This is a genomic window from Paenibacillus ginsengarvi (genome assembly GCF_003626695.1).
Classification (GTDB): Bacteria; Bacillota; Bacilli; order Paenibacillales; family NBRC-103111; genus Paenibacillus_AB; species Paenibacillus_AB ginsengarvi.
In genome coordinates this window covers 249,535-270,385 of the sequence record NZ_RBAH01000001.1, presented here as the reverse complement: position 1 = coordinate 270,385, position 20,851 = coordinate 249,535, and the positions used below count along the sequence as shown (strand labels likewise).

At 58.3% G+C, this 20,851-nt stretch carries 18 protein-coding genes; 16 read left to right on the top strand and 2 right to left on the bottom strand.

From position 1 onward, the window contains the following. Positions 1–34: 34 nt before the first annotated feature. A complete protein-coding gene (locus D7M11_RS01365) occupies positions 35–2,815 on the top strand; it encodes a calcium-translocating P-type ATPase, SERCA-type (protein WP_193556072.1) in 2,781 nt (926 codons plus the stop codon). A 9-nt stretch (positions 2,816–2,824) separates the two neighbouring features. Here D7M11_RS01365 and D7M11_RS01360 read toward each other — a convergent pair whose 3' ends face one another. Continuing rightward, the gene (locus D7M11_RS01360; RefSeq protein WP_158606377.1) at positions 2,825–3,739 is read right to left on the bottom strand and encodes a helix-turn-helix domain-containing protein; all 915 of its coding nucleotides are present in this window, start codon (positions 3,737–3,739) and stop codon (positions 2,825–2,827) included. Positions 3,740–3,929: 190 nt separating this feature from the next. Here D7M11_RS01360 and D7M11_RS01355 point away from each other — a divergent pair, with 190 nt between their 5' ends. Genes D7M11_RS01355 through D7M11_RS01335 form a run of 5 tightly spaced genes read left to right on the top strand, consistent with a single transcriptional unit; the run spans position 3,930 to position 9,145 of the window. Continuing rightward, positions 3,930–4,916, top strand: a complete 987-nt coding sequence (locus D7M11_RS01355) for a Gfo/Idh/MocA family protein (protein WP_120745344.1) — start codon at positions 3,930–3,932, stop codon at positions 4,914–4,916. A gap of 31 nt (positions 4,917–4,947) precedes the next feature. Beyond that, positions 4,948–5,994 (top strand): Gfo/Idh/MocA family protein, encoded by a 1,047-nt coding sequence (locus D7M11_RS01350; protein WP_120745343.1) that lies wholly within the window; start codon positions 4,948–4,950, stop codon positions 5,992–5,994. Between the two features lie 23 nt (positions 5,995–6,017). Next, positions 6,018–6,857: a sugar phosphate isomerase/epimerase family protein gene (locus D7M11_RS01345; protein WP_193556071.1), complete on the top strand. Its 840-nt coding sequence runs from the start codon at positions 6,018–6,020 to the stop codon at positions 6,855–6,857. Positions 6,858–6,879: 22 nt separating this feature from the next. Further along, entirely contained in the window at positions 6,880–7,800 is a 921-nt protein-coding gene (locus tag D7M11_RS01340) for a GNAT family N-acetyltransferase (protein ID WP_120745341.1), read from the top strand. Positions 7,801–7,840: 40 nt separating this feature from the next. Continuing rightward, on the top strand, positions 7,841–9,145 hold the full coding sequence (locus tag D7M11_RS01335; RefSeq protein ID WP_158606376.1) for a neutral/alkaline non-lysosomal ceramidase N-terminal domain-containing protein: 1,305 nt from the start codon (positions 7,841–7,843) through the stop codon (positions 9,143–9,145). Positions 9,146–9,215: 70 nt separating this feature from the next. Here D7M11_RS01335 and D7M11_RS01330 read toward each other — a convergent pair whose 3' ends face one another. Further along, on the bottom strand, positions 9,216–9,428 hold the full coding sequence (locus tag D7M11_RS01330; RefSeq protein ID WP_240040912.1) for an alpha/beta fold hydrolase: 213 nt from the start codon (positions 9,426–9,428) through the stop codon (positions 9,216–9,218). A 246-nt stretch (positions 9,429–9,674) separates the two neighbouring features. Here D7M11_RS01330 and dapF point away from each other — a divergent pair, with 246 nt between their 5' ends. From dapF to rsmB, 10 genes are all read left to right on the top strand, one after another. Next, complete coding sequence (dapF, locus tag D7M11_RS01325; protein ID WP_120745339.1) at positions 9,675–10,508, top strand: diaminopimelate epimerase; 834 nt, start codon at positions 9,675–9,677, stop codon at positions 10,506–10,508. Positions 10,509–10,539: 31 nt separating this feature from the next. Beyond that, positions 10,540–12,426, top strand: coding sequence for a bifunctional homocysteine S-methyltransferase/methylenetetrahydrofolate reductase (locus D7M11_RS01320; protein ID WP_120745338.1), 1,887 nt, complete (start codon positions 10,540–10,542; stop codon positions 12,424–12,426). A 226-nt stretch (positions 12,427–12,652) separates the two neighbouring features. After that, positions 12,653–12,916, top strand: coding sequence for an extracellular matrix/biofilm regulator RemA (remA, locus tag D7M11_RS01315; RefSeq protein ID WP_110840413.1), 264 nt, complete (start codon positions 12,653–12,655; stop codon positions 12,914–12,916). After that, positions 12,906–13,529, top strand: a complete 624-nt coding sequence (gmk, locus tag D7M11_RS01310) for a guanylate kinase (protein WP_120745337.1) — start codon at positions 12,906–12,908, stop codon at positions 13,527–13,529. The genes remA and gmk overlap by 11 nt, the downstream gene beginning before the upstream one ends. Before the next feature lie 3 nt (positions 13,530–13,532). Then, a complete protein-coding gene (rpoZ, locus tag D7M11_RS01305) occupies positions 13,533–13,751 on the top strand; it encodes a DNA-directed RNA polymerase subunit omega (RefSeq protein ID WP_120745336.1) in 219 nt (72 codons plus the stop codon). 120 nt (positions 13,752–13,871) lie between these two features. Beyond that, on the top strand, positions 13,872–15,086 hold the full coding sequence (coaBC, locus tag D7M11_RS01300) for a bifunctional phosphopantothenoylcysteine decarboxylase/phosphopantothenate--cysteine ligase CoaBC (RefSeq protein ID WP_120745335.1): 1,215 nt from the start codon (positions 13,872–13,874) through the stop codon (positions 15,084–15,086). Positions 15,087–15,163: 77 nt separating this feature from the next. Beyond that, positions 15,164–17,692 carry a primosomal protein N' gene (priA, locus tag D7M11_RS01295; protein WP_240040932.1) on the top strand — a complete coding sequence of 843 codons (2,529 nt, stop codon included), beginning with the start codon at positions 15,164–15,166 and terminating at the stop codon, positions 17,690–17,692. Between the two features lie 60 nt (positions 17,693–17,752). After that, positions 17,753–18,238 (top strand): peptide deformylase, encoded by a 486-nt coding sequence (def, locus tag D7M11_RS01290; protein ID WP_120745333.1) that lies wholly within the window; start codon positions 17,753–17,755, stop codon positions 18,236–18,238. 4 nt (positions 18,239–18,242) lie between these two features. Then, the gene (gene fmt / locus D7M11_RS01285; RefSeq protein WP_120745332.1) at positions 18,243–19,193 is read left to right on the top strand and encodes a methionyl-tRNA formyltransferase; all 951 of its coding nucleotides are present in this window, start codon (positions 18,243–18,245) and stop codon (positions 19,191–19,193) included. Between the two features lie 104 nt (positions 19,194–19,297). Next, complete coding sequence (gene rsmB / locus D7M11_RS01280; RefSeq protein WP_240040931.1) at positions 19,298–20,695, top strand: 16S rRNA (cytosine(967)-C(5))-methyltransferase RsmB; 1,398 nt, start codon at positions 19,298–19,300, stop codon at positions 20,693–20,695. The last annotated feature ends 156 nt before the right edge of the window (positions 20,696–20,851 follow it).

Here is a 20,851-nt window from a genome sequence, read left to right as displayed (position 1 = left end):
GTGTACATTATGGCGCTTCGGGAGGGAATAAAGCGTGGAACAGAAGATGTGGTATCAGATGGAGGCGGAGGAAGCGGCGCGCGCGCACGATGTCGTACCGGCTCACGGTCTTACCTGGGATGAGGCGAAGGCGCGCCGGGAGCGCGGAGGGAATAACGAGCTGACGGAGAAGCGGAACGTGCCGCTGATCGTGCTGTTTTTGAATCAGTTCAAAGATTTCATGGTGCTTGTGCTCATGGCAGCCACACTCGTCTCCGGTCTGCTGGGCGAATATTTGGACGCGATTACGATTGTGGCGATCATCGTCATGAACGGCATCCTCGGCTTCATTCAGGAGTTCAGGGCCGAGCGGTCGCTGCGGGCGCTTAAGGAGCTATCGGCGCCTACCGCCAAAGTGATACGCGACGGAGAGCTCGCGCAAGTACCGGCAAGGGAACTGGCAGCGGGAGACATCGTTCTCATCGAGAGCGGGGACCGCATTCCTGCCGATGTGCGCTTTATCGAGGCGAACAGCCTGTACGTGGAAGAATCCGCCCTGACCGGCGAGTCGGTTCCGGTAGGCAAGCATACGGAAGCGCTGGAGAGCGGGGAAGTGCCGCTTGGGGATCAGAAAAATCTCGGCTTCATGGGGACGATGGTCACGAGGGGAACGGCGAAGGGAATCGTCGTTCGCACCGGCATGGGCACGGAAATGGGCAAAATCGCCGATCTGATCCAGAACACCGAAACGATGGAAACGCCGCTGCAGCACCGTCTCGAGCAGCTCGGCAAAATTTTGATCGCGGTTGCGATCGGGCTGACGATCATGGTTGTCATCGCCGGTATTTTGCACGGCCAGCCGCCTTACGCGATGTTTTTGGCCGGGGTCAGCCTCGCCGTCGCCGCCATTCCGGAAGGATTGCCCGCGATCGTTACGATCGCCCTTGCGCTCGGCGTGCAGCGCATGATCAAGCGCAAAGCGATCGTACGCAAGCTGCCGTCGGTAGAAACGCTAGGCTGCGCGTCCGTCATCTGCTCGGACAAAACGGGAACGCTGACGCAAAATAAAATGACCGTCACTCACGTCTGGCTCGGCGGAGACGTGCTCGAAGTAACCGGAGACGGCTACGAGCCGTCCGGACACATCGTAAAGGCCGGCGCGCCCGTCGATCTGCGGCAAAACCAGACGCTTCGCCGTTTGCTGCAAATCGGCGTCCTGTGCAACAACGCCGTGCTGCACGAAGAAATGCCGGAGCAGAAGCGAAAAGGGGCGAAAGGTCCGCTGAAGCCGGTCTTTTCGATCAAGGGCGATCCGACGGAAGGAGCGCTGGTCGTGCTGGGCGCGAAGGCCGGCATTACGAGGCAGTCGCTGGAGGGGCTGTACGACAGGAAGGGCGAACTGCCGTTTGATTCGGACCGGAAGCGGATGTCGGTGCTGATGCATCATCAGGGAGGCCGCCTGCTGTTCACGAAAGGCGCACCCGACGTTGTGCTCGAAAAATGCGCCTATGTGCTGTGGGATGGCAAGGTGATCCCGTTTACGCCGACGCTGAAGCAGAAAGTGATTGCCGCGAACGAAGGGATGGCCCGCTCCGCGCTGCGCGTGCTCGGCTTCGCCTACAAGGAGCTGAAGTCGACCGATCGCGAGGATACGCCGCATACGCTCGAAAGCCAGCTCGTCTTCGTCGGTCTCGCCGGCATGATCGACCCGCCGCGCAAAGAAGTAAGAGACGCGATCCAGACGTGCAAGCGGGCCGGCATCAAAACGGTCATGATTACCGGCGATCATCTGGCGACGGCGGAGGCGATCGCGAGACAGCTCGGTATGATTCCGGCGAACGGACTGTCGATGTCCGGACAGCAAATCGCCGCGTTGTCCGACGACGAGTTGGACGAGAAGACGGATCAAACCTACGTATACGCGCGCGTCTCGCCCGAGCACAAGCTGCGCATCGTCAAGTCGCTTCAGCGCAAAGGCCATGTCGTGGCGATGACAGGCGATGGCGTCAACGACGCTCCGGCGATCAAGGCGTCGGATATCGGCATCGCGATGGGGCAAACCGGAACGGACGTCACCAAGGAAGCATCGGCGCTCGTCTTAAGCGACGACAACTTCGCCACGATCGTATCGGCGATCGAGGAAGGGCGGGGCATATACGAAAATATACGCAAATTTATCCGTTATTTGCTCGCCTCGAACGTCGGCGAAATTATGACGATGTTTCTCGCCATGATGCTGGGCATGCCAATGCCGCTCGTGCCGATCCAGATCTTGTGGGTCAACCTCGTCACCGACGGCTTGCCGGCGATGGCGCTCGGCGTCGATCAGCCGGAAAAAGATTTGATGCAGCAAAGGCCCCGCACGGCGAAGGAAAACATATTCGCCCGGCGTCTCGGCTGGAAAATCATCAGCCGCGGGCTGCTGATCGGCGTTTGCACGCTGGCCGCATTCTGGATCATGCTGCAGGAAAACCCGGACAGCGCGGCCGGACTCCTCAAGGCCCAATCGGTCGCCTTCGCCACCTTGGTTATGGCGCAGCTCATCCATGTGTTCGATTGCCGCAGCTCGCGTTCGATTTTTCACCGCAATCCGCTGCAAAATAAATATTTGGTGCTGGCCGTGCTGTCTTCGCTGGCGCTGATGCTCGTCGTCATGTACGTGGAGCCGCTGCAGCCGATCTTCAAAACCGTTCCGCTTGGCGTGAAGGAATGGCTTATAACACTCGTATTTGCCGGCATCCCGACGTTCCTGATGGGTTTCGGCAGCGTCCTGACGACGCGCCGGCGCAAACGCCGCAAGCTGATCGGCGGCTACAACTCGAAGGTCGCAGCATAAACATTAAACCTACATGCGGGCTTTCATTGTTTTTAAATATTCCGAAGGCGACACTCCTGTCGCCTTTTTGAATTGGCGCGAAAAATAATGCAGGCTCGAATAGCCGAGATGCTCGGCGATTTCCGTCAAATTGCGGGTTTCCTCGCGAATCATCTGCTTGGCGAGGTCAATGCGCATTTTGACGATATATTCCGTAATGCCGTAGTCGGTATGCTCGCGAAAGACGGCGCGCAAATGCGTCTTGCTTAAAGCGAATGCGGTGCAAATCTGCTCCTGCGTCGGATGCTCCGACAAGTGGAGACGCAAGTAGTCGACGATACGGTCGATCAGCTCGTCCTTGCTTTTCTCCTTCGTAATCGAAGACAGCTTCGCCTTGGGCGTCGTCTGGGCGCGGTTGTTGCGTACGAGTCGGATCAGAAGCGCTTCCAAATAAATTTTGATAAGCTGCTCGCAGCCGAACTCCGGGTCTTCGTTTTTCGTTAGCCGGTGGACCGTCCGGTCCGGCTTCCAGCCCGGGGGCCATATGATCGGCAGCTTGAACAGCTTCGCGCCTTCATCGAGCAGCAGCAGCAGCAGCTTGCGCTCCTCGTCGCCGACGGAGAACGCTTTGCGCGAAAAAAAACGCATCGCCTCGGATTCGCAATCAAACGCGATAATAAACACGTTGGGCGGCGTTTTCTGGTTGCACCTAAGGCTGTGAAACTCGTCCGGCGAATAAAAAATAATTTCGCCCTGCTTCAAATGAAACGTAGTAAAATCGGTCGTTACTTCGACTTCGCCTTTGTCGACGTACAGAAACTCCCAGAACGAATGCTGTTCGCCGCTGTATACGTAATTTTTGTTCAGCTCGGTATAGTGAAAGGAATAAATTTTATCGATCGTCAGCTGCTCCTGAAGCACAATATGCCGGTAACGCCGATTCATGACCGCCACATCCTTATGAGGGAGACTTACTAAAGCTATAGTAGGCGATCTTTTTGAGACAGTCAATAAAAGTGCAAACAATTCGTAAAAGTGCAAATTTATCATCGTTTAGGCCAAATCTTTCGACAATCGTCCTCGGTATAATCGCATTGAAGCTAAATCAAAACTTAATGTCGAGGAGAGGGTTACAATGAATAAAATACGCACCGCCGTTGTCGGATTGAACATGGGACTCGAGCACGCATATGCCTATAAATTGGCGGATCGGTCCGACCTGCGCTGGGTAGTGGATCTGGACGAAGAAAAGGCCGCGAAGGTAGCCGCCGAGCTCGGCTGCAACTACACGACGGACTGGACGAAAATTCTCGACGATATCGACGCGGTCAGCTTGTGTACGCCGCACCATCTGCACGCGCCGCAATCGCTGACCGCGATCGCCGCCGGCAAGCACGTGCTGCTCGAGAAGCCGCTCGCCAATTCCGAGGAAGATTGCCTCAACGTCATCCGCGCCGCGGAGCAGAACAATGTAACGCTGATGCTCGCCTTCGTCGTCCGGTTCCTCCCGGCTATCCGCAAGCTGAAGGAAGCGGTGGACAGCGGCAAGTACGGCAAGCCGATCAGCGCGCAGGGCTGGGTCGAAGCGTTTTTGACTCCGGCTCCGGGCACTTGGTTCGCAAGCAAGGAAAAGCTGGGCGGCGGATGTTTGTTCAGCCACGGCTGCCATTATATCGATATTTTGCTTTACCTGCTCGGCGAACCGAATCGGGTATCGCACTTCGGCACGCGCGTCGGCACCGAATGGATGGAAGGGGAAGGCACGTCCCACGGCATTATCGAGTTCAAGAGCGGCGCGATCGCCCATCTCACGACGAGCTGGGGGATGAGATACAAAAAACCGCCGGCGAAATTCCATATTCATCTGACCGAAGGCTTCCTTGAGCTGGACAACAGCATGTGGACTGTAACGGCCATTTCCAAGGACGGTACGGAAACGCTGTATCAGCGTCCGCCCGAGTATCCGACCCGCCGCGGCCAAAACGTGCTGTTCGAAATCGAGCATTTCCTCGAGTCCATCGCAACCGGACAACGGCCGGAAACGGACGGTCACGAAATTTTGAAGTCGCACCGGACGATCTGGTCGATGTACGGAAGCCAAGGCGTTCCCGTAACGCTGTAAGACGATAAATCCTAAGAAGGAGCTGCTCTCTATGACTATAAAAGTAGGAATTATCGGCTGCGGGCTGATGGGATCGCTGCATGCCCGCACGCTCCATACGCTGCCGGGCGTCAAGGTGGCGGCCGTGCATAACCGGACGCGGGCAAAGGCGGAGGCGCTGGCCGCCGAAGTCGGCGCTACGGTCTATGACAGCTATGAGGCTCTGCTGGACCAGGATCTGGATGCGGTATGGGTGGCGACCCCGGACCATTTGCACGTCGATGCGTCCAAGGCTGTGCTGGAGTCGGGCAAGCATCTGTTTTTGGAAAAAGCTCTGGCCACATCCATGGAGGATGGGGCGGAGATCGTGGCAGCCGGAGCGAAACATCCGGAGCTGAAGGCGATGGTCGCTTATCCGCTGCGCTTCTCTCCGGTATATCGGGCGATGAAGGAAACGCTTTCCGGCGATGTCGGCAAGCCGATCCAGGCGTGGTCGATGCGCACCCATTTTCTCGATCCGAATCAGCGGGTGTACGACAAATACCGCGATCATTATTATGATACACCGAACTGGTATTTCGACGACGTTACGGCGAAAGGGCCAATATTCTCCCACGGCTCGCACGATTACGATCTGCTGACATGGATGTGCGGCGAGATTGAATCGGTATTCGCCTACGGCGGAACGTATCTGCTGCCGCCGGGCAGCGTCGCCGACGCCTTTACCGTATCGCTTCGGTTTGCAAACGGCGGCATCGGGCAAGTCAGCACCCCTTGGGTGACCCGCGTCGAATATGACATCACCGGAGTGGCTACCGAGCGTTTGACGGCCGTGAACAACAACGGACAATTGCTTGTGAAGGACGATAACGGACCGGAGCGGAAAACGTCGTTCGACAGCAACGATATGTGGGTTCGCCTGAACAGCCATTTCGTTGACTGTATCCGGGAGAACAAGCAGCCGCTCATTTCGCTGGCGGACGGCCTGCGCGTAATCGCCGTATCGGAAGCTGCTTACCGCTCCCTGAAGGAGCGCCGCGAAGTGGCCGTCGATTACTCGGCACTGCGCAGCGCGGCGGGAACCGGGGTGCAAGGATGAAACGTAAAGCGCAACTTGCATGCATGTCATGGATCTATATGAAGCATTCGTTCGAACGGGCGCTCGAGTCGATTGCCCGCGCCGGTTACCAGTATGTGTCGTTTGGCCTGCCCCATGAAGGCAAGCCTGCCTTCGACGATACCGACCCTGGCGAGGCGGAGCGCATTTCCGGCTTGCTGGAGCGTTACGGGCTGAAGCCGGTGTCGCTCGTCAGCACGGATGTGCTCTCCCCGGCCAAGCCGCTGGAGCGGGCGATCAGCCGGCTGGAGTTTGCCAAAGCTATCGGCGTGACCGAACTATTGTCGCTCGGGACGACCAGCTACCGGAAATTCCCAAGCGAGCCGATCAGCGAGGAAGAGATGAAACCGCTTAACGAGGCGTTCGCCGACAAGTACCGGCAAATCGGCGAGGAAGCCGGCAAGCGCGGCATCGTGGTCACGATTAAGCCGCATACGGGCAATACCGCGACGGCCGCCGTCATCGCGGACACGCTGCGCCAGATCGGCTCGCCTCATGTGAGAGCCAGCTACGACCCGGGCAACGTCCGCTTCTACGAAGGCGTCGATACGGCGGCCGACCTGCCGATCATCGCCGCGAACACCGTATCGATCGTGGCGAAGGATCATCGCGGCGAGCGGGCGGAGTCCGATTTCCCGATACCGGGCGAAGGCGAGATCGATTTTCGTTCCTTGTTCGCGACGCTGCATACGGCCGGCTTCTCCGGTCCGGTCATCGTCGAGCGGCTGGACGGAGCGGCCGGAGCTTTTAACGCGGGCATTCCGATCGAACAACTCGACGAGCGCGTGGTGCAGGCAAGAGTCAACTTGACGCGCCTGCTGGAAGAAGCCGGTTTCGAACTGTAATTTATTGCGGGGGGAAGCGCGAATGACAGCTGGGGATAGTTTACCGATACAAATACGCAGCCTGGCCGATTGTACGTTTAATCAGGCGGTCGAGCTGTGGAACCTCGGCTTCTCCGGCTATTACTCCGATATGTCGATGACACTCGAAAGCTTTATTCCGAGGCTCGGGCGGGAATCTATCCGTCCCGAGCTTTCTGTCGCGGCATTTGTGGACGGGGAGCCGGCCGGGTTCGTGCTGGTGGCGATGAAAAAAGTGGACGGCGTGCCAATCGCTTGGAACGGCGGCACGGGCGTAAACCCGAAGTTTCGTGGCAAAGGGCTGGCGAAGCGGCTCATGCTCGAAGCGGTGGAAGCGATGAAGCGGGGCGGAGCGGTATCGTGCGTCCTGGAGGTCGTGCAAAAAAATGCCGGTGCGATTGCCGCTTACGAAAGCTCCGGCTTTCAGATTCGAGACGGACTGATCGGCGCCCGGCGAACCGGTCCGCTGCCAGATGAAATCCGGGAGGCGGCGCAGAAGCTCCGCGAATATCCGATCGGGCAGGCGAAGCCGCATCAACTGGCCAAGCTGCCGTTTTTCCGCCATGAAACCGCTTGGTCCGCAGCCTGGTTTAATCATCCGGAGGCGGAGGGCATTCTTGTTTTTGACAAGGATGGTGCGGTAGGAGCGTACGCGCTCGTCGTCCGAAGATATGACGACGAAGGCAAGCTGGCGTCGGTGACGCTGCTTCAGTGCGCGGCGGACCCGTCCCGGGCCGAGCGGAAGCAACTTCTTCATGCGGCGCTAGCGGCGGCCTTTGGCCCGCTTGAGGAAGATTGCAGGCGGGCTACGGACAACTTGTCCACCTCGGACCCAGAATTGGCGCAATGGCTGACGAGCGCGGGCTTCGAAACGGTGTATACGCAGTATTTGATGATCGCCGAGCTTCGGGAGGGGCAAGGCTAGTCACGAATTTCACCGAAAGCAACGGATGGAGGGCTCTATCATGATCCGATGTGGAATGGCGGAAGTCGAAATAACACCGAAGCTCGGAAGTGTAATTCCGGGATACTTCGGTCCGCGGCATGCAAGCGGCGTAAAAGACTCGCTGTACGCCAAATCGCTCGTAGTCGAATCGGGAGAAAATACGGTAGTGATCGTAGTGCTCGATTCCATCTTTGTCCCGGAATCGGTGACGCAAACGATCCGCGAGCGGGTTGCCGAAGATACGGGGATCGGGGCGGCGGCCGTACTCGTATCGGCCACGCATACGCATACGGGCGGTCCGGTATCTACAGGGTTCGGCTCGGTGGAAGATCCCGCCTATTTGGCATGGGCCGCGCAGAAGGCGGCGGACAGCGTCCTGCTGGCGTACCGTACCCGAAAGGAAGCGAGAATCGGGTTCGGGCGCGGCCACGAAGCGGACATCGCCTTCAACCGGCGGTTTTGGATGAAGGACGGCTCGTTTAGGACAAATCCGGGCGTAAGCAACCCGCTGATCGACCGGGCGGCCGGCCCGATCGATCCGGAAGTACTGGTCATGCGGATCGACGATGCGGCCGGCAATCCGATCGGCGTCGTCACTAACTACGCCTGCCATACGGATACGGTCGGTGGGGCGGAGCTGTGCGCTGATTATCCGGGCGAGCTGAGCCGATGCGTCAAGCGTGAGCTTGGCGAGCAGGCCGTCAGCCTGTTTTTGTTAGGAGCGTGCGGGGATATTAACCATATCGACGTTTCCGGCAAATACCGGAAGGGCGCCGATCATTATCGCTGGATGGGCCGTATTCTCGGCGCCGAGGCGATCAAGGTGCGGGAAAAGATTCGAGTAAGCGACTCGGCGCCGGTAGCCGCGCTCAGCGAGACGTTTACGCTCAAGCTGAGAAGTCCGTCGCAGGAGCGGATCGACGAGGCGCGCCGCATTATCGAGACCGGCACGGACGACACGCGTACCGCACTGTATGCCCGCGAGATCGCACGGATCGCCGACGAAAATCCGCCAGTAGAGGCCACGGTCGAAGTGCAGGCCGTTCGAATCGGCGAGCTCGCCATTGCCGGGCTGCCCGGTGAAATTTTCGTCGAATTCGGCCTTGATATCAAGCGGCGGTCGGCCTTCGGTTATACGATGATCGATACGCTCAGCAACGGGACGATACGCGCCTACATTTGCACGCGCGAAGCGTACCGCCAAGGCGGGTATGAGCCGCAGATGACGTTCCGCAACCGGTTCCCGGAAGAGACGGGCGAACGGCTCGTCGAATCGGCCGCGAGACTTTTGGACCGGCTGAACGAAGCTGGAAGCTCCTCTTGATTGCCACGTTGGTCCTCGCGTTATGCGAGGGCTTTTATTTTTAACTCAACTTTCGCAGCCTCAAATTTCTTCATTTAACTTGCAGGAACTCGAGCACGACATTGAGGAGTTCGGTTTGATACTCCACATTGGATAGATGAACGGCAGGTAAGAGGGTCAGCTTCGCGCCAGCTACGGTCTTGGCGATTAATTCACCGTGCTCTGGAAGAGTCACCGTATCATACTGCCCTGCGATAACCAAAGTCGGACTGCTGATTAGCGCGGCTGTCCGGCGCATATCCATGTCGCGAATAGCAGCCCTGGTTTTGCGGGCTCCGCAAAGTAACAGTAGTAGCTTTCATCGAAGAAATTCACGCATATGCGTATTCTCGCAGATTTACCAGCGCTTTCCGCAATATAAGCCGTTTGAGGCGGCTCCATAAACGTTTTGCTCGCCCGGAAACGTTCTCGCTCACGAAATCCCTATGCATTCCGACCGTTTTGCTCTATAATGATTCTAATCCTAAGCATGAGAACAGGTGGATGCACCATGGAATTTACGAAAATGCACGGTCTCGGGAACGATTTTATCGTCGTTTATGGGGAATCCCGCTTGCCGGATAACGTCTCCGAGCTGGCCGTCCGGCATTGCAACCGGTTTTTCGGGATCGGCGCCGACGGGCTCGTTTACATTTTGCCTTCGGACAAGGCTGACTTTTTGATGCGAATTATTAATTCCGATGGCAGCGAGGCGGAGCAATGCGGCAACGCAATCCGCTGCGTCGCCAAATACGTTTACGATAACGGACTAACCGATAAAACGGAGCTGACGATCGAAACGATCGGCGCAGGCGTACAGCCGGTGCGGCTTTCTGTGGAGGACGGCCGCGTGCGTCAAGTGCGCGTCGACATGGGGGCGCCGATTCTGAACGGGCCCGACATTCCGACGACGGTCGAAGCGAATCCGGTCGTCGGTTTTCCCGTAGCGGTGGACGGAACCGAGTTCCGTTTTACCGCCGTATCGATGGGGAATCCGCACTGCGTCATCTATGTTGACGATGCGGCCGGCTTCGACTTGTACCGGTGGGGACCGCTGCTTGAGACGAACGGGCTGTTTCCGCGCAGAACGAATGTCGAGTTCGCTACCGTCCGCTCGCGGGACCGCATCGAGATGCGGGTGTGGGAGCGGGGAGCGGGACCAACGCTTGCCTGCGGCACCGGGGCTTGCGCGACGCTTGTGGCGGCCGTGCTGGACGGCAAGACGGATCGCAAGGCCGTCGTGTCGCTGAAGGGCGGCGATTTGGCGATCGATTGGGACGAGAGCGACGGCCGCGTTTATATGACGGGACCGGCGGAGATCGTTTACAGCGGAACGGCGGAGTGAATCATACGGAAAGCATGGGAGAGAAGCGAGAATGAAAGCCAATTTGCGGGACGCGCTGAAACGGCAGGTGCTGATCGGGGACGGGGCGATGGGGACGTATTTGTACCAGCTCGGTTTTCCGGTAGGCGTGTCGTACGAAGAATATAATTTGCTCAAGCCGGATGTGATCGGCGACGTTCACAAGCAGTATTATGCCGCCGGCGCGAGATTGATTGAGACGAACACTTTTTCCGCGAACCGCGAGAAGCTTTCGAAGTTCGGGCTGGAGCAGGACGTCGCGGCTATCAACAAAGCGGGCGTCGCCATCGCGCGCGGAGCGGTCGGCGAGGATGCTTATGTCGTCGGAGCGGTAGGGGCGATCCGGGCCGCGCGGCGCCGAAACATTCCGCAGGAACAGCTTGAGAGCGACTTCCGCGAGCAGATTGAGGCGCTTCTGGAAGGCGGCGTCGACGGGCTGCTCTTCGAGACGTTTTACGATCTGGAAGAGATGCGGATCGCCGTTCGCGTGGCGCGAAGCTTAACCGATTTGCCGATTATCGGGCAGTTTGCCACGGACGGCGGAACGACTACGAACGACGGCGTAGACTACCAGAAGGCGTTCGATATATTGGTGGCGGAAGGCGTAGATGTGCTCGGCTTCAACTGTCACAGCGGGCCTAACGGCATTTTGCGGACGATGGAGAAGCTGGCGCCGATTCCCGGCACGCCGTATTCGGTATTTCCGAACGCGGGGCTGCCGGGCTATGTAGACGGCAAGTATGTGTTCGGCTCGAAGCCGGACTATTTTGCCGAAAATGCGCTGAAATTCGCCCGGCTGGGAGCTCGTCTCATCGGCGGCTGCTGCGGGACGACTCCGGAGCATATTGCGGCGATGGCCGCCGCTTTGAAAGATTTCGATCCGGCAGCGGTGATCGCAGATAGTGTTCAAAAACCGGCAGGCGAATCCGCGCAAGCGAGCGAAACATCCCGGCCGACCGTGTCTTCTCCGGCTGTACCGGAACAAGCGAAAGAGCCGGGCTTGCTGGAACTAGTCGCACAGCGCCATACCGTCATCGTGGAATGGGATACGCCCAGAGACCTCGATATCGGCAAGTTTATGCAAGGGGCCGAAGCGCTGCGCGCCGCCGGTGTAGACTCGATCACCATGGCCGACAACGCCCTCGCCGTGACGCGGATGAGCAATTTGCCGCTCGGCATTTTGATCAAGCAGCAGCTCGGGGTAAGACCGCTTCTGCACATCGCCTGCCGGGACCGCAACCTGATTGGGACGCAGTCCCATCTGATGGGTATGCACGCCGTCGGACTCGATCATACGCTCGTCATCACGGGGGACCCTTCGCGCTTCGGCGATTTGCCGGGCTCGAGCTCGGTGTATGATATGACGTCGTTCGAAATGATCCGACTGATCAAGCAACTTAATGAAGGGGTCGCCTTCTCGGGCAAACCGCTTAAGCATAAGGCGAATTTTATCGTGGCCACTGCGTTTAATCCGAACGTCAAATATTTGGAGAAGGCGGTTCAGCGGCTGGAGAAAAAAATCGAAGCCGGCGCCGACTTTATCATGACCCAGCCGGTGTACGACGCCAAGCTGATCGAGAACGTATACGAATCGACCAAACATTTGAACGTTCCGATCTTCATCGGCTTCATGCCGATCGTCAGCGAGAACAACGCCACGTTCCTGCACAACGAGGTGCCGGGCATTCAGCTGTCGGAGGAGGTCCGCCGGCGGATGGCCGGTCTCAGCGGCGAGCAGGGACGCGCAATGGGCGTTCAGATTGCCAAAGAGCTGCTGGATGTCGCCATGCCGAGATTCAACGGAATCTACTTGATGACGCCGATGCATTTCTACGACGTCAGCGCGCAGTTGACCGCTTATGTATGGGAGAAGACGGGCCGGCAGCCATTGGCGCGCTAAAAGCCGATTTGTACTTGTCCGTACTTATAAAATGCATTAGAATAGGGTATTGAGTGGGAATACATGTTTGCAGTCGACCAAACATGCACAGTAGTGGGGATACCCGTGAAAATGGCCGCCTTGCTAGAGTATGAGACTAGCAGGAATGGGCAAGAATAGTGCAAGGCCGTTGCCGGCTCGGATCAATAAGTTGACCCGGCGGTCTTGAATTCGTAGGAGGGCAATGATGGCCATTAAACTGATCAATATCGGCTTCGGAAACATTGTGTCCGCAAACCGGATCATTTCGATCGTAAGTCCCGAATCCGCACCGATTAAGCGGATTATTCAGGAAGCGCGCGACCGGCATATGCTGATCGATGCCACGTACGGCAGACGCACGCGTGCGGTGATTATTACCGACAGCGATCACGTTATTTTATCCGCCGTGCAGCCGGAAACGGTGGCGCACAGACTTACGAACAATAAGGACGATGATCATGACGAGTAATGCGGACAAAGGCCTTTTGATCGTGCTATCCGGCCCGTCCGGCGTAGGCAAAGGCACCGTCTGTTCCATGCTGCGCACACTGGCTCCGGAACTCGTATATTCGGTTTCCGCGACGACCCGCAACCCGCGCGTCGGAGAGACAGACGGCGTAAACTATTTTTTTAAATCGAAAGAACAATTCCGTTCGATGATCGAGAAGGACGAACTGCTCGAATATGCGGAATATGTAGGCCAGTACTACGGAACGCCGCGCAGCTTCGTTGCCGATACGATCCGTGCCGGTAAAGATATTATTTTGGAAATCGAAGTGCAGGGCGCCATGAAGGTGAAGCAGCGGTTTCCGGACGGCGTATTCATCTTCCTGATGCCGCCGTCGCTGGACGAGCTTCGCAGCCGGATCGAAAACCGCGGGACTGAAACCGACGAGTCGATTCGCAATCGTCTGTCCGTCGCGGTTGATGAAATCAGGCTGCTGGAACATTACGACTATGCGGTCGTCAACGATCGCGTCGAATCGGCGTGCGAACGTATCCAATCGATTATTACGGCGGAGCACTGCAAGCGCGAACGGATTATGCCTTATGTGAAATCATGGATGGAAGAGGTGCGTTAACCGATGTTATACCCATCGATCGACCTGCTTATCAATAAAATCGAAAGTAAATATTCCCTGGTCGTGGCGGCGTCCAAACGGGCGAGAATGCTGCGCGACGGCTCCAAAACGGACTTGAAAGATCCGACGGCGAGCAAATATGTCGGAGTAGCGCTCGAAGAAATTTACGGAGACTACATCCAAGTAGAAAACCAGCCGAAAGAAGGCTTGAAGCAAGCTTAAAAAGAAAGACCTCATGAAAACAACCTCTGGCAGGTTGTTATTTTTTTCTCTTCACATGTTTGGCCGTGGCGAAGCAGCTGATCTTCACTTTCACTTTTCGGGGAAAGGGTGTTTCTACAAATGCTCAAAGGAAAAACGATCGTGCTTGGCGTCACCGGAGGAATTGCCTGCTACAAGGCGGCGGCGCTGTGCAGCAAGCTTACCCAGGCCGGCGCGGACGTACGCGTCATCATGACGGTGTCGGCAACGAAATTTGTTGCCCCGCTTACGTTCCAGACGTTGTCCCGTCACGACGTAGCGATCGATACGTTCGACGAGAAGGATGCTTCCGTCGTTTCGCACATCAACCTGGCCGACAGCGCCGATCTCGTTGTCATTGCACCGGCGACCGCCAATATCATTGCCAAGCTGGCGCATGGCATCGCCGACGATATGCTGTCGACGACGCTGCTTGCGACAGAGGCGCCGATTTTCATCGCGCCCGCGATGAACGTACATATGTATGCGCACCCGGCTGTCGCGGACAATATGCGGTTGCTGCGCGAGCGCGGGGTGCAATTCATCGAGCCGGGCGTAGGCCAGCTCGCTTGCGGCTATGTCGGCAAAGGCCGTCTGGCTGAGCCGGAAGAGATAGCCGCCGAGATCGAGCGGTTTTTCGATGCGCCGAAACCGCTGGCGGGCAAAAAAGTGCTCGTGACGGCAGGAGGAACGGTGGAGAGGATCGATCCCGTCCGTTACATCACGAATGATTCGTCCGGGAAGATGGGCTTTGCGATCGCTGAAGAGGCCAAGGAAATGGGCGCGCACGTGACTGTAGTAGCCGCGAATACATCCGCTGCCGTACCGGCGGGAGTGGGCGTCGTGCGAGTCGAATCGACGCAGAATATGCTGGACGCCGTACTTGCCCGTTTTGCGGAGACGGATATCGTGATCAAGGCGGCCGCCCCTGCGGATTACAGGCCGGCGCACCGGTCCGAGCAGAAAATCAAGAAAAAAGACGAAACAATGACGCTGGAGCTGGTCAAAAATCCGGATATTATCGAAACGCTCGGCAAACTGAAAACAAATCAGTTCACCATAGGCTTTGCAGCCGAAACGAACGACGGCGAGCGATATGCCATGGAGAAGCTGAACAAAAAAAATTGCGATTTGCTCGTGCTGAACGATGTGACGATGGCCGGGGCCGGCTTCGGGACGGACACGAATATCGTCAAAATTTTCGACGCTGGCGGTCTGGTCGTGTCGCTGCCGCAGCTAAGCAAGCGCGAGGTCGCCCGTAGGCTGTTGGAGATTGCAGCCGAGCGGCTGGAAGGCCGCGGCGGGAGTGAAGCCTGATGCGGCATAACGGCGGATCGGCGGCGGGGCTGTACGAAGGCTCGCTGCTGCCTGAAGAAACGAAGGCCAAAGAGCTGATACGGTATGCTCAAGTTATCGTGGACGTTCCGGCCAAGCAAACGAACCGGCCGTTCGATTATATCGTTCCGTCCGAGCTGCGCGAATGGGTCAGCGTAGGCAGCCGTGTCGGCGTACCGTTCGGCCCGCGCACGCTGCAAGGCTTCGTCGTCGGACTGTCGGAGCAATCGGCGATGTCGGCTTCGCGGCTCAAGCCGATCGAGCAGGTGCTCGATCTGATGCCCCCGCTTAATCCGGAGCTGGTGCAGCTTGCCCGCTGGATGAGTCACACCTACATTTGCCACGACATTACCGCCCTGCAAGCGATGATTCCCGGCGCGCTCAAAGCGAAGTATGAGAAGTGGATAACGGTGGCGGATACAGCGGCAGGCGGCGGATCGCCCGGCGGGCAGACGTATTTGCTCGATGCAAGCCCCGAGGAGGAAGAGATCGTAGCGTTCGTTCGGCAAAAAGGAAATGTAACGACCGAGACGATGCTGAGCCGGTTCCCGAACGCAGGGCCGCATCTGAAGCGGCTGTTGGAAAGAGGGACACTTGCCGAGGTGCAGACGGTCAAGGACCGGCTGAACGCGAAAAAGGTGCTCTACGTGGAGCCGGCTGTGAGCAGGGAGGAGCTTCTTGCCCATAGCGAGAAGCTGCCGAGCGGTTCCAAACGGCAAAAGGAGCTGCTGCGTTTTTTCGCGGATAGCAGCGAGCCGCTGGCGCTTGCGGAGCTCACCGAAAAGCTCGGCATGAGTCCCGGGACCGTAAAAGGTCTCGCGGACAAAGGCTGGCTGACCGTCGAAGCTCGCGAGGTATTCCGTGATCCGTATGCGGACCGGCAATTCGCCAGAACGGAGCCGCTGCCGCTGACGGAGCAGCAGGCGGTCGTGCTGAAGGAGATCGCGGATACGCTGGACCGCCGCGCGCATCGCGTGTTTTTGCTGCATGGCGTCACAGGTAGCGGCAAAACCGAAGTGTATTTGCAAGCGATTCAGCGATGTCTGGATCAAGGCCGGGAGGCGATCGTGCTCGTTCCGGAAATATCGCTTACGCCGCAAATGGTCGAGCGGTTCAAAGGGCGCTTCGGGGAGGCCGTAGCCGTGATGCACAGCCGGCTATCGAACGGAGAGCGTTATGACGAGTGGCGGAAAATCGGTCTGAAGAAGGTCAAAGTCGTCATCGGCGCGCGTTCCGCCATCTTCGCTCCTTTCTCCAGCCTCGGCCTCGTCATCATCGACGAGGAACACGAATCGTCCTACAAGCAGGAGGAAAGCCCGAAGTACCATGCGCGCGATGTCGCCGTCGAACGGGCAAAGCAGCATGGTGCGGCCGTCGTGCTAGGTTCGGCCACACCTTCGCTCGAAAGCTTTGCCAAAACAGCGAAGCAGCCGGCTATAGAATCAGAGGAGGCAGCCGATTCGGCATACAAGCTCCTCACTATGTCCGAGCGGGTCGAAGGACGCCCGCTGCCTGCGGTCCATGTCGTCGACCTGCGCGAAGAGCTGAAGGCCGGCAACCGCTCCATGTTTAGCCGGGGACTGCACGAAGCGATAGAGCAGCGCCTGGAACGCGGGGAGCAAACGGTTCTGCTGCTCAACCGCCGTGGCTACTCGACGTTCGTCATGTGCAGATCTTGCGGTTACGTCGTACAGTGCCCGCATTGCGACATATCGCTGACGTACCACCAGGTGTCGCGAACGATGCGCTGCCACTACTGCGGCTTATCCGAGCCCGAGCCGAAAAAATGTCCGAGCTGCGAAAGCGAGCATATCCGCTACTTCGGCACCGGGACGCAACGGGTCGAGGAGGAGCTCGGCAGGCTGTTCCCCGGCATCCGCGTTATTCGAATGGATGTGGACACGACATCGGAGAAGGGGGCCCACGAGAAGCTGCTGGGTCGGTTTCGGAACAGGCAGGCGGACGTGCTGCTCGGCACGCAGATGGTTGCGAAAGGACTCGACTTTCCGCTCGTTACGCTCGTTGGCGTCATCGCCGCCGATACGGTGCTGCATTTGCCGGATTTTCGGGCGGCGGAGAAAACGTTCCAACTGCTCACTCAAGTAGCCGGCCGCGCCGGTCGTCACCAACTGCCCGGCGAGGTGTTCATTCAGACGTACACGCCCGAGCATTACAGCATCGTGACGGCAAGCGGCCATGACTACGAGTCGTTTCTGGACAGCGAGCTGGAGCTGCGCAGGTTGCGCGGCTACCCGCCTTATTGCGAACTCGTACTCGTGACGTTATCTCACGAACAAGTTCCGCTGCTTGTCCGGGCGGGCGAATCGTTCGCGGCCAGACTGAAGCAGCTGTGGGAACGAGAGCGGCTTTCCCTTTCCGGGGAAGACGCGTACTTCGAGGTTTACGGCCCGGTCGCGTCGCCGATCCCGCGAATCAAAGATAGATATCGGTTCCAATGCATGATAAAATATCGGGGGAATGTCGACGTATCCGCCATGCTCGCGGAAACGTCCGCCGCTTTCGACGAAACGGTGCGCAACGACAAGCTGCTTATCAGCATCGATGTGAATCCGCAAGTTCTAATGTAAGGATGCTCTCCATAACAGGTCCCGCTGTCTGAATGCTCATAAAGGAAAGGAAGCTGCCCGATGGCTATTCGAATTATAGTGAAAGATCCGGATCCGGTGCTTCGCGAAACAGCGAAGCCCGTACCGAAAATTACCCCGAACATCCACAAGCTGCTGAACGATATGGCCGACACGATGTACGATGCGGAAGGCGTAGGACTAGCAGCGCCGCAGATCGGCATCTTGAAGCGGGTCATCGTCATCGACGTAGGCGACGAGCACGGACTGATCGAGATGATCAATCCGGAGATCGTCAGCCTGGAAGGCGAGCAGCTTGGTCCTGAAGGCTGTCTCAGCATTCCGGGACTGCGCGGCGACGTGAAGCGGGCGATGAAGGTGACGGTAAAAGGACTGGACCGTAACGGCGACGAGCTCGTCATCACCGGCTCGGAGCTTTTGGCCCGGGCGTTCCAGCACGAGGTGGACCATCTGAACGGCGTGTTGTTCACAGATCTGGCCCAAAGCGTATACCGCGAAGAGGAACGGCAGAAGAAAGGCGAGGAGTGAAGACATGAACGTCGTTTTCATGGGAACGCCCGATTTTGCCGTTCCTTCCCTAAGAACGCTGCTGGACGGGGGGTATAACGTCGTGGCTGTAGTGACGCAGCCCGACCGGCCGAAAGGGCGAAAGCGCGAGCTGACGCCTCCCCCGGTCAAGGCGGAGGCGATGAAACACGGCATCCCTGTCCTTCAGCCGGAGAAGCTTCGCGATCCGGGCGCTGTGGACAGCATTCGCGACTACGCTCCGGATCTGATCGTGACCGCTGCTTACGGGCAAATTCTGCCGAAATCGCTGCTGGCGCTGCCGAAGTTCGGCTGCATTAACGTCCACGGCTCGCTTCTGCCCAAATACCGCGGCGGCGCGCCGATTCAGCACGCCGTCATGAACGGCGAGGCGGAAACCGGCGTCACGATCATGTACATGGCCGCCGGTCTCGATACGGGAGATATGATCAGCCGCACCCAGGTGCCGATCACGGACGAGGACACGGCAGGCACTTTATTCGATACACTAAGCGCAGCCGGCGCCGACCTGCTGCGGCGCACGCTTCCCGATCTGCTGGAAGGACGTTTAACCGCAGTTCCGCAAAACGAAGCCGAGGCGACTTACGCGCCCAACATCAGCCGTGATAACGAGCGAATCGACTGGTCCAGGCCGTCCCTTGCCATTTTCAATCAGATTCGCGGGCTGAACCCGATGCCCGGCGCGTTTACGTTATGGAACGGCGAAGTGTTCAAAGTATGGGCGAGCCGCAAGCCGGCACTTGCGACCGGCGCTTCTGCCGAAGCGCCCGGAACGGTGCTGCAAATGACCGACGATGGTCTGCAGGTGCGAACGGGCGACGGCTCGCTTTGGCTGACGCAGGTGCAGCCCGCCGGGAAAAAGGCGATGAGCGTATCCGATCTGAAGCGCGGGACGCTTATTCCGCCTGGCACCGTACTGGGGGTTGAACCAAGTTGAAGCCAAACGAACAATCCCCTCGCAAACAAACAAAGCCGGGGACGGACCAGCACACGAACGGACGTCCGGGCGGCAGCAAGGCGGGGAGCCAAGGCGCTCCGGCTGTGTCCGGGCGCGGACGTTCACCTGCCGCCGGCTCAAGGGCAAGGGCGCTTTCGGCGCGCGAGATCGCGCTTGACGTGCTTACGCGCGTAGAGATGGAGCAAGCCTACAGCAATCTGCTGCTGAATCAGATGCTGCTGAAGCATCCGCTCGAGAAGGCGGATACAGCGCTCGCAACGGAGCTTGTGTACGGAACGATTCAGCGACAGAATACGCTGGACTACTATCTCGCCCGTTTTGTAGCCAAAGGTCTTGCGAAGCTGGAGCCGTGGGTGCGCAACTTGCTTCGAATCGGCTTGTACCAGCTGCTATATCTGGACCGCATTCCCGAGCACGCCGCCGTGAACGAAGCGGTTTCGATCGCCAAGCGCAGAGGACATGCCGGCATTTCCGGCATGGTCAACGGGGTGCTGCGCAGCGCGATTCGCCGCAAAACGGAGCTCTTCGTCCCCGAATCGCTTGATCCGGTCGCCCGGATTGCGCTGGAAGCCTCCCACCCGGAATGGCTCGTGGCAGACTGGGTAAGGCGATTCGGTGCCGAAACCACCGAACGGATGTGTTTGGCGAATAACGAGCCGCCACATACGAGCGTGAGAGTGAACGGCATCAAGCTGTCCCGCGACGAGCTGATCGCCGAATTGACGCAGGCAGGCTATAACGCACTCCCCTCTGCTGTTTCCGAGGCGGGAATCGTAGTTGCAGGCGGCGGAAATATGGCGTTAACGCCCTGGTACACGGGAGGTCGGCTGTCCGTGCAGGACGAAAGCTCGATGCTCGTCGCCGAAATGGCGGACCCGCTGCCGGACATGGTGGTGCTGGACTGCTGCGCGGCGCCCGGCGGCAAAACGGCGCATATGGCCGAGCGGATGCGGGATCGCGGTCGAATCGTCGCTTGCGATCTTCATGAGCACAAGCGCGAGTTAATCGAGGCGCAAGCCCGGAGGCTCGGCCTGACATGCATCGAGACGAAAACAGCGGATGCTCGGGAACTGCCCGAGCTGCTGCGCGGTGCCGGGTTTGATCGCATTTTGCTGGATGCTCCCTGCTCGGGACTCGGCGTTATTCGCCGCAAACCGGACATCAAATGGGTGAAGCGGCCGGAGGACTTGGCGGACATCGCCAAGCTGCAGACGGAGCTGCTGTCCGGAGCGGCTACGCTCCTGAAGCCGGGCGGCCTTCTCGTTTACAGCACCTGCACGTTGTCGGAGGAGGAGAACGAGCGGGTGGTCGAACGATTTTTGGCCGAGCACGCAGCGTTTACGGTGGAGCCTCCGCCGGAAGAGATAAGCAAACGGCTGCCTACAGAAGCGATCGGATCGTCGGGAATGGTCACGATTTTGCCGCATTTGTTCGGCTCGGACGGCTTTTTTATCGCCAGACTGCGGAAGCGGCCGGAGTAGCAATGGTCGCGGATCGCCCCAGACTTCCTGAATAACAATCGACCTGCGGCACCGGCGACGAAACTTTAGCTATTCCCGCGGTTATGCTAAAATGAAGAAATAATACCCGGTCGGCGCTTGCCGCCGGTCTCACGCGTGTGTTTACGACATGTGAAA